The organism is Azospira sp. (assembly GCF_030247495.1).
Classification (GTDB): Bacteria; Pseudomonadota; Gammaproteobacteria; order Burkholderiales; family Rhodocyclaceae; genus Azospira; species Azospira oryzae.
The window spans coordinates 626,554-639,271 of sequence record NZ_JAOTRW010000002.1; the positions used below are offsets into that span (position 1 = coordinate 626,554).

15 protein-coding genes and 1 riboswitch are annotated in these 12,718 nt (G+C 65.2%); of the genes, 12 read left to right on the forward strand and 3 right to left on the reverse strand.

Annotated features, from left to right (window positions below; genetic code table 11):
• Positions 1–11: 11 nt before the first annotated feature.
• The 3 genes from moaC to soxZ are packed head-to-tail and all read left to right on the forward strand — an operon-like array spanning position 12 to position 1,336.
• Complete coding sequence (gene moaC, locus OEL49_RS02840) at positions 12–506, forward strand: cyclic pyranopterin monophosphate synthase MoaC (protein ID WP_130459073.1); 495 nt, start codon at positions 12–14, stop codon at positions 504–506.
• Between the two features lie 32 nt (positions 507–538).
• Positions 539–1,009, forward strand: a complete 471-nt coding sequence (gene soxY / locus OEL49_RS02845) for a thiosulfate oxidation carrier protein SoxY (RefSeq protein WP_287873955.1) — start codon at positions 539–541, stop codon at positions 1,007–1,009.
• Between the two features lie 9 nt (positions 1,010–1,018).
• Positions 1,019–1,336, forward strand: coding sequence for a thiosulfate oxidation carrier complex protein SoxZ (gene soxZ, locus OEL49_RS02850; protein WP_014235133.1), 318 nt, complete (start codon positions 1,019–1,021; stop codon positions 1,334–1,336).
• Between the two features lie 85 nt (positions 1,337–1,421).
• Here soxZ and OEL49_RS02855 read toward each other — a convergent pair whose 3' ends face one another.
• On the reverse strand, positions 1,422–1,625 hold the full coding sequence (locus tag OEL49_RS02855) for a cold-shock protein (protein WP_014235134.1): 204 nt from the start codon (positions 1,623–1,625) through the stop codon (positions 1,422–1,424).
• A gap of 312 nt (positions 1,626–1,937) precedes the next feature.
• Here OEL49_RS02855 and clpS point away from each other — a divergent pair, with 312 nt between their 5' ends.
• From clpS to OEL49_RS02880, 5 genes are all read left to right on the forward strand, one after another.
• Positions 1,938–2,255 (forward strand): ATP-dependent Clp protease adapter ClpS, encoded by a 318-nt coding sequence (gene clpS / locus OEL49_RS02860; protein WP_014235135.1) that lies wholly within the window; start codon positions 1,938–1,940, stop codon positions 2,253–2,255.
• Entirely contained in the window at positions 2,256–4,511 is a 2,256-nt protein-coding gene (gene clpA / locus OEL49_RS02865; protein WP_287873956.1) for an ATP-dependent Clp protease ATP-binding subunit ClpA, read from the forward strand.
• Between the two features lie 107 nt (positions 4,512–4,618).
• The gene (rraA, locus tag OEL49_RS02870; protein WP_014235137.1) at positions 4,619–5,110 is read left to right on the forward strand and encodes a ribonuclease E activity regulator RraA; all 492 of its coding nucleotides are present in this window, start codon (positions 4,619–4,621) and stop codon (positions 5,108–5,110) included.
• A gap of 424 nt (positions 5,111–5,534) precedes the next feature.
• Complete coding sequence (gene aceA / locus OEL49_RS02875) at positions 5,535–6,845, forward strand: isocitrate lyase (RefSeq protein ID WP_014235138.1); 1,311 nt, start codon at positions 5,535–5,537, stop codon at positions 6,843–6,845.
• A 221-nt stretch (positions 6,846–7,066) separates the two neighbouring features.
• Positions 7,067–7,954: a DMT family transporter gene (locus OEL49_RS02880; RefSeq protein WP_287873957.1), complete on the forward strand. Its 888-nt coding sequence runs from the start codon at positions 7,067–7,069 to the stop codon at positions 7,952–7,954.
• A 1-nt stretch (position 7,955) separates the two neighbouring features.
• Here the strand turns inward: OEL49_RS02880 and OEL49_RS02885 are convergent, their stop codons facing one another.
• Positions 7,956–8,468 carry a thioredoxin domain-containing protein gene (locus tag OEL49_RS02885; protein WP_287873958.1) on the reverse strand — a complete coding sequence of 171 codons (513 nt, stop codon included), beginning with the start codon at positions 8,466–8,468 and terminating at the stop codon, positions 7,956–7,958.
• 125 nt (positions 8,469–8,593) lie between these two features.
• Positions 8,594–8,698, forward strand: a riboswitch (glycine riboswitch).
• 265 nt (positions 8,699–8,963) lie between these two features.
• Here OEL49_RS02885 and OEL49_RS02890 point away from each other — a divergent pair.
• Positions 8,964–9,578 carry a trimeric intracellular cation channel family protein gene (locus OEL49_RS02890; protein WP_014235141.1) on the forward strand — a complete coding sequence of 205 codons (615 nt, stop codon included), beginning with the start codon at positions 8,964–8,966 and terminating at the stop codon, positions 9,576–9,578.
• A 134-nt stretch (positions 9,579–9,712) separates the two neighbouring features.
• Positions 9,713–10,144 (forward strand): cyclic nucleotide-binding/CBS domain-containing protein, encoded by a 432-nt coding sequence (locus tag OEL49_RS02895; protein WP_014235142.1) that lies wholly within the window; start codon positions 9,713–9,715, stop codon positions 10,142–10,144.
• 39 nt (positions 10,145–10,183) lie between these two features.
• Here the strand turns inward: OEL49_RS02895 and OEL49_RS02900 are convergent, their stop codons facing one another.
• The gene (locus OEL49_RS02900) at positions 10,184–11,092 is read right to left on the reverse strand and encodes a LysR family transcriptional regulator (protein ID WP_287873959.1); all 909 of its coding nucleotides are present in this window, start codon (positions 11,090–11,092) and stop codon (positions 10,184–10,186) included.
• Positions 11,093–11,231: 139 nt separating this feature from the next.
• Between OEL49_RS02900 and OEL49_RS02905 the strand changes: the two genes are divergently transcribed.
• Positions 11,232–11,921 (forward strand): haloacid dehalogenase type II, encoded by a 690-nt coding sequence (locus OEL49_RS02905; protein WP_287873960.1) that lies wholly within the window; start codon positions 11,232–11,234, stop codon positions 11,919–11,921.
• Positions 11,921–12,706 carry a sulfite exporter TauE/SafE family protein gene (locus tag OEL49_RS02910; protein WP_014235145.1) on the forward strand — a complete coding sequence of 262 codons (786 nt, stop codon included), beginning with the start codon at positions 11,921–11,923 and terminating at the stop codon, positions 12,704–12,706. The genes OEL49_RS02905 and OEL49_RS02910 overlap by 1 nt, the downstream gene beginning before the upstream one ends.
• Positions 12,707–12,718: the final 12 nt, after the last annotated feature.

The following is a 12,718-nucleotide window of genomic DNA, read 5'->3' on the forward strand; positions in this document are numbered from 1 at the left end:
TCCCTGACGCCATGGCCGCCGAAACAACCTTTACACAATTTACCCATTTCGACGCCGGCGGCCAGGCCCACATGGTGGACGTGGGCGACAAGGCCGAAACCCAGCGCCGTGCCATCGCCACCGGCCGCATCCTGATGGAGCCGGCCACCCTGGCCCTGATCCGGGACGGCAACGCGAAGAAGGGCGACGTCATCGGCATCGCCCGCATCGCCGCCATCCAGGGCGCCAAGCGCACCGCCGACCTGATTCCCCTGTGCCACCCCATCGCCCTCACCCGGGTGGCCGTGGACTTCGACATCGATGCCGCCGCCAATGCGGTGGAATGCACCGCCACCACCCAGTGCACCGGCCGCACCGGGGTCGAGATGGAAGCCCTCACCGCCGTCAGCGCCGGCCTGCTCACCATCTACGACATGTGCAAGGCCGTCGATCGCGGCATGCGCATCGAAGGCATCCGCCTGCTGGAAAAAGCCGGCGGCAAATCGGGCCTGTGGCAGGCCGAGTGATCCTCCGACAGATTCCTTACCCAAGAGACCCCATGGACGCCATCCGCCGTCATCTCCTGCAAAGCGCCGCCCGGGGCGGCCTCGCCGTCGCCCTCCTGGGGGCCGGCCTGCTGCGCCCGACCCGGGTGCTCGCCGCCGACTGGAACCAGCCGGCCTTTGCCGCCACCACCCTGGGCGACGCCCTCAAGGCCTACGGCACCTCGCCGGTGCCCGACAGCAGGGAAGTGCAAATCGTCGCCGCCGACGTGGCTGAGAACGGCGGCAATGTGCCGGTGGAAGTACTGGTCAAGCTGCCCGCAGTGCAGAGCATCGCCCTCTTCGTCGAAAAGAATCCCTTCCCCCTGGCCGCCAGCATCGATCTGGCGCCGGGCGTCCTGCCCTACCTCAAGGTGCCCCTCAAGCTGGCCGAATCCACCCGGGTCAAGGCCGTGGTCAAGGCCGGCGGCAAGACCTATGTGGCCACCAGGGAAATCGGCGTCACCATCGGCGGCTGCGGCGGCTAGGAGAAGAAAATGGCAGAACCCATGAAAATCCGCGCCACCCACCAGGGCGAATTCACCGAAGTGAAGGTGCTCTTGCAGCACCCCATGGAAACCGGCCAGCGCCGGGACCCGAAAACCGGCAACAACCTGCCGCCCCACTTCATCCAGACCTTCAGCCTGGCGGTGAACGGCAAGCCCATGGTCCAGGCCCAGCTCAACACCTCGGTGGCGAAAAACCCGGTGCTGACCTTCCGCCTCCAGGGCGTCAAGGCGGGCGACCGGCTGCAGGCCCAATGGCATGACAACAAGGGCGACAGCCGCAGCGACGAGGCTGTCGTCGGCGCCTGACTCCGGACCAGCATCCGGCCCTGCAAAACAAAAAAGCCCGCCTGGATGCCAGGCGGGCTTTTTCTTGGTGCAAATCCTGTGGGGCTTAAGCCTTCTGGATGTTGGACGCTTGCTTGCCCTTAGGACCTTGGGTGACGTCGAAGCTGACCTTCTCGCCTTCCTTCAGGGTCTTAAAGCCATTCATGTTGATGGCGGAGAAATGAGCGAACAGATCTTCGCTGCCATCATCGGGGGTAATGAAACCAAAACCCTTGGCGTCGTTAAACCATTTGACGGTACCAGTTGCCATATGTGCTACTTCCTTCTTGAATAAATCTTAAAACGGGAACTACTGTGCGTTGACTCCCCGACTGGCATGTTTGGTTTTCAAGACCGTGCGTGCGCCGTGCCAGAGTGTTTAAAGAATCCGGCAATTACTTGAAGCCAAACACAGCCGACGTTGTACGCTAAGTTGTTTGCATACGTCAAGCTATTTTGCGCCCCCCGCCGCCCATTTGCCCCAGACCCGGCGAAAGCCCTTGATAGACGGGGCTCCGGGCCAGTAAATACGGGCCTTGGCCAAGAGTGTTGCAGAATGCCCAAAGCCGATTAGAATCGGTCCATGGCGATACAGCATGAAAACAATCAGGGCAGCGTGGCCCTGGAAAAGAAGAGTTCCAAGGTCAAGCCGCCACCGATGTATAAGGTGCTGCTTTTGAACGACGATTTCACCCCCATGGACTTCGTCATTCTGGTGTTGCAAAAGTTTTTTGCCAAAGATCGAGAACAAGCGACGCGAATCATGCTCAAAGTCCATAACGAGGGGCGGGGATTGTGCGGGGTTTACCCCCGGGACATCGCCGCCACCAAGGTGGATCAGGTTGTTGCATTTGCACGCCAGCATCAGCACCCCCTGGTGTGCGTTATGGAGGAAAACTGAATGATCGCGCAGGAACTTGAAGTCAGCTTGCACATGGCCTTCGTCGAGGCTCGGCAAAAGCGCCACGAATTCATCACCGTCGAGCATCTGCTGCTGGCGCTGGTGGACAATCCTTCCGCCGCCGAAGCCCTGCGCGCCTGCTCCGCCAACGTGGAACAACTGCGGCGGGACCTGCAGACCTTCATCGACGAGCACACCCCCACGGTGAGCGGCGAGGACGAGATCGACACCCAGCCGACCCTGGGCTTCCAACGCGTGATCCAGCGCGCCATCCTGCACGTGCAGTCGTCCGGCAAGAAGGAAGTGACCGGTGCCAACGTGCTGGTGGCCATCTTCGGCGAAAAGGACTCCCACGCCGTGTTCTTCCTGCAGAAGCAGGGGGTCACCCGGCTCGACGTGGTGAACTTCATTTCCCACGGCATCAGCAAGTCGCCCCAGCCGGCCAAGGCGGAAACGGAACAGGAGACGGACGGCGACAACCGCCCCGAAGCCGGCCCGCTGGAAAGCTACACCATCAATCTCAACGCCCAGGCGCTGCAGGGCAAGATCGACCCCCTCATCGGCCGGGACAAGGAACTGGAGCGGGTCATCCAGACCCTCTGCCGCCGGCGCAAGAACAACCCGCTGCTGGTGGGCGAGGCCGGGGTGGGCAAGACTGCCATCGCCGAGGGCCTGGCCCGTCGCGTGGTGGAAGGGGAAGTACCGGAAATCCTGGCCAAGGCCCACGTCTACGCCTTGGACATGGGCGCCCTGCTGGCCGGCACCAAGTACCGGGGCGACTTCGAGCAACGCCTCAAGGGCGTGCTCAAGGCCCTGCAGGACAATCCGGACGCCATCCTCTTCATCGACGAGATCCACACCCTGATCGGCGCCGGCGCCGCTTCCGGCGGCACCCTGGATGCCTCCAACCTGCTCAAGCCAGCCCTCTCCGGCGGCCAGCTGAAGTGCATCGGGGCCACCACCTACACCGAGTACCGGGGTATTTTCGAGAAGGACCACGCCCTTTCCCGCCGCTTCCAGAAGATCGACGTGAATGAGCCCTCCGTGGCCGAGACCGTGGAAATCCTCAAGGGACTGAAGACCCGTTTCGAATCCCACCACGGCATCAAGTATTCCAGCGCCGCCATCAACTCGGCGGTGGAACTGGCGGCCCGTTTCATCACCGACCGCCACCTGCCGGACAAGGCCATCGACGTCATCGACGAGGCCGGTGCCGCCCAGCGTATCCTGCCCAAGTCGCGGCAGAAGAAGATCATCGGCAAGCCGGAGATCGAGGAGATCGTCGCCAAGATCGCCCGCATCCCCTCCAGCCACGTTTCCAACGACGACAAGGCGACCCTGAAGAACCTGGAGCGGGACCTGAAGGCCACCGTTTTCGGCCAGGATGCAGCCATTGACGCCCTGGCCAAGGCCATCAAGATGGCCCGTTCCGGCCTCGGCGCCCCGGGCAAGCCCATCGGCGCCTTCCTCTTCTCCGGCCCCACCGGCGTCGGCAAGACGGAAGTGGCCAAGCAGCTCGCCTACTTCCTCGGCGTGGACCTGACCCGCTTCGACATGTCCGAGTACATGGAACGGCATGCCGTTTCCCGCCTCATCGGCGCGCCTCCCGGCTATGTGGGTTTCGACCAGGGCGGCCTGCTGACCGAAGCCGTCACCAAGAAGCCCTACTGCGTGCTGCTGCTGGACGAAATCGAGAAGGCCCATCCGGACATCTACAACATCCTGCTGCAGGTGATGGACCACGGCACCCTGACCGACAACAACGGGCGCAAGGCCGATTTCCGCAACGTGGTCATCATCATGACCACCAACGCCGGCGCCGCCGAGTTGCAGAAACCGTCGGTGGGCTTCACTTCCAGCAAGGAAGTGGGCGACGAAATGGTGGAGATCAAGCGCCTGTTCACGCCGGAGTTCCGCAACCGGCTGGACGCCACCATTTCCTTCAAGCCCCTGGACCACGACATCATCCTGCGGGTGGTGGACAAGTTCCTCATGCAGCTGGAAGAGCAGTTGCACGAGAAGAAGGTGGAAGCCGTATTCACCGACGCCCTCAAGGACATGCTGGCGGAGCGGGGCTTCGACCCGCTCATGGGTGCCCGGCCCATGGCCCGCCTGATCCAGGACACCATCCGCGCCGCCCTGGCCGACGAACTGCTGTTCGGCCGCCTGGCCCACGGCGGCAAGGTCACCGTGGATGTGGACAAGGAGGGCAAGGTGAAGCTCGAATTCGCCAAGGAGGCGGAAGCAGTAGCCTGAGCCTGAGAACGGCAACCCGACCCAAAAGGCTGCGCCTCTTCCGGCGCAGCCTTTTTTTTGCCTAGAATCCGGAACCGCCAACCACCACCAGAAAATCAGGAGACCCCATGAGCTTCACCACCCCGGACCTGTGCGATGCCAACGAAGCCGCCATCGGCCACACCCTGCGCGTCGTCACCCCCATGTTCAAGGCCTACGGCGGCCGTGCCCGCTTTTGCGGCCGCATCCACACCCTGAAGATTTTCGAGGACAACTCCCTGGTGCGCGAAGCCCTGGGCCAACCCGGCCAGGGCAAGGTGCTGGTGGTGGATGGCGGCGGCTCCCTGCGCTGCGCCCTGGTGGGCGACCAGCTGGCCGTGCTGGCCCAGAAGAACGGCTGGGAAGGCATCGTCGTGTATGGCTGCATCCGGGATTCGGCCGAGATCAACCGTACCGACCTGGGGGTGCGCGCCCTGGACACCCACCCCCAGAAAAGCATCAAGAAGGGCGTCGGCGACCAGAACATCGACGTCACCTTCGGCGGCGTCACCTTCAAGCCGGAGGAATGGATCTACGTGGATGAAGACGGCGTCATCGTCTCCGCCACGCCCCTGCTGTAAGCGACACCGCCCTGCCGGGGCCGTCCGCCGGGACGGCCCCACCCTCTCTGTTCCTCTTCCCCTCGCCCTCTTCCATCCCGCCTGCGCGGCCCGCGGGCACCCGCCGTTTTCCCTACGGCGGCCGGCCATTTCCACCACCTGACAATGCCCACGGGTTTTCCCCAATTCCTTTGAACAGGAAAGCCGGAGTCATCCCGCACTGCCCACCCAATTCATTTCACTGCCGCAAATATCGTTTCATATAGCGGAATGCGATTTGCAACACCATAAAAACACAGGGAAAAATATTGTCTTGTGTCTTATATAAGACATGTGTTGCTGTGCAAAATCGGCGCTATACTTTTTTCCCATCGGAGCACAGGAAACGTCACCCCGACACTGGCCTCCGAATCTTCCGCCAACGCTATTTATAGAGGAACCGAACATGAGCACTCGCGAACAGCAAATCGCCGCCCTGGAAAAAGACTGGGCTGAGAACCCCCGTTGGAAGGGCGTCAAGCGTGGTTATTCCGCTGCTGACGTGGTTCGTCTGCGCGGCTCCCTGCAGCCCGAGTACACCTTCGCCCAGCGCGGCGCCAAGGTCCTCTGGGAAAAGGTCAACGGCGGCGCCAAGAAGGGCTACGTGAATGCTTTCGGCGCCATCACCGCCGGTCAAGCCATGCAACAGGCCAAAGCCGGCCTGGAAGCCGTGTATCTGTCCGGCTGGCAGGTTGCTGCCGACGGCAACACCTCCGAAACCATGTACCCGGACCAGTCCCTGTATGCCTACGACTCCGTCCCCACCATGGTTCGCCGCATCAACAACACCTTCAAGCGCGCTGACGAAATCCAGTGGTCCCGCGGCATCAACCCCGGCGACAAGGAATTCATCGACTACTTCCTGCCCATCGTGGCCGACGCTGAAGCCGGTTTCGGCGGTGTGCTGAACGCCTTCGAACTGATGAAGAACATGATCGCCGCCGGCGCCGCCGGTGTGCACTTCGAAGACCAGCTGGCTGCCGCCAAGAAGTGTGGCCACATGGGTGGCAAGGTGCTGGTGCCGACCCGCGAAGCCGTGGAAAAGCTGATCTCCGCCCGTTTCGCTGCTGACGTCATGGGCGTTCCCACCCTGATCCTGGCCCGTACCGATGCCGAAGCTGCCAACCTGATCACCTCCGACTACGACGCCAACGACAAGCCCTTCCTCACCGGCGAACGTACCCAGGAAGGTTTCTTCCGCGTCAAGAACGGTCTGGAACAGTCCATCTCCCGCGGCGTTGCCTACGCTCCCTACGCCGATCTGGTGTGGTGCGAAACCGGCGTGCCCGACATCGGCTTCGCCCGTGAATTCGCCCAGGCCGTGCATGCTGCCTGCCCCGGCAAGCTGCTGTCCTACAACTGCTCCCCGTCCTTCAACTGGAAGAAGAACCTCAACGACAGCCAGATCGCTTCCTTCCAGGAAGAACTGTCCGCCCTGGGCTACAAGTACCAGTTCATCACCCTGGCCGGCATCCACGTCAATTGGTACAACACCTTCAAGTTCGCCAAGGCCTACGCCGGCGGCGAAGGCATGAAGCACTACGTGGAAATGGTGCAGGAGCCCGAATTCGCCGCCCGCGAAGACGGCTACACCTTCGTCTCCCACCAGCAGGAAGTGGGCACCGGCTACTTCGACGACGTGACCACCGTGATCCAGGGCGGCTCCTCCTCCGTCAAGGCCCTGACCGGTTCCACCGAAGAAGAACAGTTCCACTAAGCAGCACCCGCGGGCATCCCGGCCAGGGTCGGGATGCCCGGCAGCAGATCAGTCTGCTGCCATCAGGAATCCGAATTGCATCATCCCTTATCCTCTTGCTTGGGGAACAGGCCGACACCCACAAGGTGTCGGCTTTTTTTATGTGCCGTCACAAAAAGGCCCATGACAGAAGCGGGCCTGCAGGCAAGAATGGCGGCTCCTTCCGCCTTCGCCCCCAGGCCATGAACGCCGCCAGCCTCGCCCGACTGCTCCTGCTCGCCGCCATCTGGGGCGCCTCCTTCCTCTTCCTGCGCCTCACCGTGCCCGCCTTCGGCACCGTGTGGACGGTGGAAGTGCGGGTCATCCTGGCCGCCGCCAGCCTCACCCTGTTCGCCTGGTGGAGCGGCGAGGCCCTGCAGTGGCGCCGGCACTGGCGCCAGTACCTGATCATCGGCCTGTGCAACTCGGCCCTGCCCTTCCTGCTCTTTGCCTATGCCGCCCAGAGCCTGGGGGCCGGCCTGCTCTCCATCCTCAACTCCACCTCGCCCCTCTTCGCCGTCATCATCGGCGCCCTGTGGCTGCGCCAGCCCATCCGCGCCGTGACCATGGCCGGCCTGCTGCTGGGCCTGGGGGGTGTGGCCGTGCTGGCCTGGGACGGATTGCAGAGCAGCGGCAGCCCCGACGCCTGGCTACCCATGCTGGCCGCCGCCCTGGCCCCTTCCGCCTACGCCTTCGCCAGCGTGTACAGCCGACACCACGGCCAGGGCATCACGCCCCTGGCCACCACCCAGGGCAGCATGATCTGCGCCGCCCTGCTGGTGCTGCCCCTGGCCGCGCCCCAGGGCCTGCCGTCGGCAGCCACTCCCACCGCCTGGGGCGCCCTGCTGGGCCTGGCGGTGTTGTGCACGGCCTGGGCCTACCAGCTCTATTTCCGGCTGGTGCACGAAGTGGGACCCCTGGGCGCCCTCTCGGTGACCTTCCTCATTCCGGTATTCGGCGTGCTGTGGGGGGTGTTGCTGCTGGGAGAAAAGCTGGGCGGCCACCTGCTGCTGGGTGGCACTCTGGTGCTGCTGGGCACGGCCCTGGCCAACGGCCTGCTGAAGTGGCCGCGGTTGGCCCGCCCGGCCTAGATCAGCGGCTAGCGCGGCGCGCCACGGCGCCAGCCAGGGCCAGGATTTCCTCGCCTTCGTCGGCGGAAAAGCCCTCCGGCAGGGCCGGCCGGCCGTCACCGGCCAGGGCGGCGGCGACGGAACGGCCCAGGATGGCGCCGTCCGGCAGGATGGGACCGAAGAAGCGCAGTTCGCCGCCCCGGATCACCGCCAGGGTGGGAAAGGTTTCCACATCGAGACTGGGCAGGGCGTCCGCCGCATCCTCGATGTCGATCCAGGCCCAGGCGCCCTCATGGCCCGCCGCGGCGGCGGCCGTGGCGGCCTCGAAGCCCCGGCAGACGCCGCACCAGGCGGCGCAGAGCACCAGCACCACCGGCGCTGCCGGCGCCGCAGCGGCAGCGGCAGCGGCAGCGGCAGCGGCAGCGGCAGCGTCGGGCCATTGCAGGTCGGCAAAGCGCAACAGGGAAACGGGGGACTGGGACATGGCGGCAAAGGCCGCCGCAGCGGCCGCGAAGTGGGCGGGAAAGGCGGCCATTGTGCGCCAATCCTGCCGCTCGGGGGAATGGGTGGCGCGGGAAAAATGGGGGAACCGGGCGCCGGATCACTGAGAGCAGGCGCTGCCGCCCGGCATTGCCAAGGCGGCCCCGGGCGCGGATAATCCGCCCTCCCGCAGGAGAGAGGGGCCCATGCCGCAACCGGCGCCGGGCCTCCGCCGAAGGCGCAAGCTCCCATAATCGCTCAGGCACCAGGAACTGCGGGTTTCGTATTTGCCGTCTGGAGAGCGGCCGGCCGCAACACGGCGCGGCCCACCGAAGGGGCTAAGCCGGCGCCGTGGGGCGCAGGCCGAAACTCTCAGGTACAAGGACAGGGGGAGAGGCGCATCCGGCAAGGGTCTTCAGCATGGCCTGCCGCCGGACCTTATCTGTAAAGGCGCTTCCGTCATGCCCTGCCACGCCCCAATACCGGCGCACCTGCCGGCCTATCCCCTTTGCTTTGTCGCATCCTGCCTTCCTCTGCGGGGAGGTGTGTCGTGCTGATCACCATCTATCTCATCGCCATCACCGCCGAGGCCATGTCCGGCGCCCTGGCCGCCGGCCGGCGCAACATGGACATCTTCGGCGTCGCCTTCATCGCCTTCGTCACCGCCCTGGGCGGCGGCACCATCCGCGACATGGTGCTGGGCCACTTCCCCATCGGCTGGACCCAGCATCCGCCCTACATCTACCTGGTTATTTCCGCCGGCCTGGTGACCACCCTCTTCGCCCGCTTCATGCACCACCTGAAGACCGTCTTCCTGGTGCTGGACGCCCTGGGCCTCATCGCCTTTTCCCTGATCGGCTGCGAAGTGGCCCTGGGCATGGGCTACGCCCCGGTGGTGGTGATCATGGCCGGCATGATCACCGGCATCTTCGGCGGCATCCTGCGGGACGTGCTGTGCAACCAGGTGCCGGTGGTGTTCCGCCAGGAGCTGTACGCCAGCGTCTCCCTGGCCGTGTGCAGCCTCTACCTGGTGCTGCGAGACCTGGGCCTGGGCACGGAGGCCAACACCCTGATCAGCTTCGGCCTGGGCCTGGCCCTGCGCCTCTGCGCCATCTGGCGCGGCTGGAAGCTGCCGACCTTCTCCTACCGCCAGCGCTGGGACTGATGCCGGCCCGGCCCCGGGAAATCCCCGGGGCCCGCCGATTCATTCTTTTGATGGCCGGAAACCGGCCCCGGGCCGCCGGGTCCATCCCTCATCGCCGGGCTTGACCCACCACAACAACGATGAGGAGACCCACCATGCCCCACCGCAGCATTGCCCACATCATCAGCCAGCAGACCCCGGTCACCGCGACCGCCGACCTTACCGTGCGTGAGGCCTGCCAGCGCATGGCCGCTGCCAGGGTCGGCGCCCTGCTGGTGGTGGAACACGGCTTTCTCACCGGCATCTTCACCGAGCGGGACGCCCTCAACCGGGTCCTGGCCCCGGGGCTGGACCCGGAGCACACCCTGCTGTCCGAGGTGATGACCGCCAATCCCCGCGCCGTGCCGCCGGAAAAGCCCCTCTCCTATGCCCTGCACCTGATGCACATCGGCGGCTACCGCCACATGCCGGTGGTGCAGGCTGGGCGCCCCCTGGGCATGGTCTCGGTGCGGGACGCCCTGGGGGCGGAAATCTGCGATTTCGAGCGGGACCTGGAATCCCTGGAAAAGATCGCCACCGCCCTGTAGGCCCCGCCGGCCCCGGACTACCAGGCAGGAGCCGGCGCCTCAGGCCGGCATCTGCCAGTAGCCCGGGTTGCCGTAGGTGTTCTTGAGGAAGTCAATGAACAGCCGCACCCGCAACGGGAGATGGCGGCGCTGGGGAAAGACGGCGTAGATGCCCACCGGCGGCGCCGCCCATTCGTCCAGCAGGGACACCAGCCGGCCCGCCGCCAGATCCTCCCCCACCTCCCACACCGAACGCCAGGCCAGACCGTAGCCCGCCAGGGCCCATTCGTGCAGCACGGCGCCGTCGTTGCACTCCAGGGTGCCCGCCACCTTCAGCACCAGGCTCTCCCCTGCCTTTTCCGGATGGCGGAAGGTCCAGCCCCGCTGCTGACCGAGGGACAGGCAGTTGTGCCCGGCCAGGTCCTCCAGGGCCCGGGGCGTGCCGTGCCGCGCCAGGTAGGCGGGGCTGGCCACCACCACCCGCCGCATGTCCCCCAGCTTCAGGCTCACCAGGCTGGAATCGCTCAGTTCGCCGATGCGCACCGAGAGGTCGATGGCCTCGTTCACCAGATCCACCAGGCGGTCCGTCAGGTCCAGGTTCACCGTCACTTCCGGATTGCCGGAAAGGAAGTCGGCCACCAGGGGTGCCACGTGCTTGCGCCCGAAACCGGCCGGGGCCGAGACCTTGAGGTGGCCGCTGGCCTTGACCCCGCCCAGGCTGACCGAGGCTTCGGCATTGGCCAGGTCGTTGAGGATGCGCTGGCAGTCCTCCAGGAAAGCGCTGCCCTCGAAGGTGAGGGACAGCTTGCGCGTGGTGCGCACCATCAGCTTCACCCCGAGGCGGGCCTCCAGGGCGTCCAGGCGGCGGCCGATGATGGCCGGGGTCACCCCTTCCTGGGCCGCGGCGGCGGAGAGGCTGCCCTTGGCGGCCACGTTCACGAAGGCATTGATCTGCTTGAAGGCATCCATGGCATTACATACTTAAAGTAAAAGATCATTCGCTGCAATCCTAGCTTATCTTTTACCTCGAGCAACAATAAACTGCGATGCGTAGGCTGATCCATAATCTCCGGATCGACCCGCAAACCCCAAGTCCGACAGAGAAAAAATGACCGCCCCCTGCCCGATCAAAGCCATCGCCTTCGACGCCTACGGAACGCTGTTCGACGTCTATTCCGTCGGCGCCCTGGCCGAGCAGCTTTTCCCGGGCAAGGGGGTGGCGCTCGCCGCCCTGTGGCGCGACAAGCAGATCGAATACAGCCGCATCCGCAGCATGAGCGGCCGCTACAAGCCCTTCTGGGAAGTCACCCAGGACGCCCTCATCTATGCCGGCGCCGCCATCGGCGTGGCCATGGGCGAAACGGAACGGGGCCGGCTGATGAGCCAGTACGCCTGCCTCTCCGCCTTCCCGGAAAATCTGCCGGCCCTGAAGGAACTGAAGACCCTGGGCCTGCCCCTGGCCATCCTCTCCAACGGCACCCGGGCCATGCTCGACATCGCCGTCAAGAGCAGCGGCATGGGCGGCATCTTCGACCACATCCTGTCCGTCGAGATGGTGCAGAAATTCAAGACGGCCCCCGAGGTGTACCAGCTGGGACCCGACGCCTTCGACCTGCCGGCCCGGGAAATCCTCTTCGTCTCGGCCAACAGCTGGGATGCCTGCGCCGCCACCTGGTTCGGCTACACCACCTTCTGGATCAACCGTACCGGCCAGCCGCCGGAGCAGCTCAACGTCAGCCCCACGGCCAGCGGCCATCGTCTCTCCGACGTGGTGGCCTTCGTGCGGGAGAACCAGTGATGGAACTCCTCACCATTGCCCTGGTGGGCGGCGGCGCCTTTCTCGCCGGCGGCATGAACGCCATGGCCGGCGGCGGCACCTTCTTCTCCTTCCCCGCCCTGCTCGCCGCCGGGGTGCCCCCGGTCACCGCCAACGCCAGCAATACCGTGGCCCTGTGGCCCGCCAGCCTGTCTTCCGCCTGGGCCTACCGGCGGGAGCTGCTGCGGCACAAGTCCTGGGTCATTCTGCTCACGGTGGTGGCCCTGATCGGCGGCCTCGCCGGCGGCCTGCTGCTGCTGGCCACCTCCAACGCCGCCTTCGCCAAGCTCATCCCCTGGCTGCTGCTCACTGCCACGGCCCTTTTCGCCTTTTCCGGCCAGGTCGCGAAGCTGGTGGCCTGGAGCAAGACCCGCCTGGGCCTCCAGGCCGATCCCGATGCCGGGCGCAGGAGCGTCGGCGGAACCCTCTTTCAGCTCGCCGTATCGATCTACGGCGGCTTTTTCGGTGCCGGCCAGGGCATCCTCATGCTCGCGGCCCTGTCGATCCAGGGCCTGGAGGACATGCAGGAGCTCAACGCCATCAAGAACTGGCTGTCGGCAATCAACTACACGGTGTCGGGCCTCACCTTCATCATCGCCGGAGCCATCAGCTGGCCCCACACGCTGCTGATGCTGGTGACCGCCATGGCCGGCGGCTACGCCGGCGCCGCCCTGGCCCGGCGCCTGCCGGCCCTGTGGCTGCGCCGCCTGGTGGTGGCCGTGGGCACCGTGCTGACGATCATCTACTTCGTCAAAACCTATTTCTGAAATTTCCCTTTT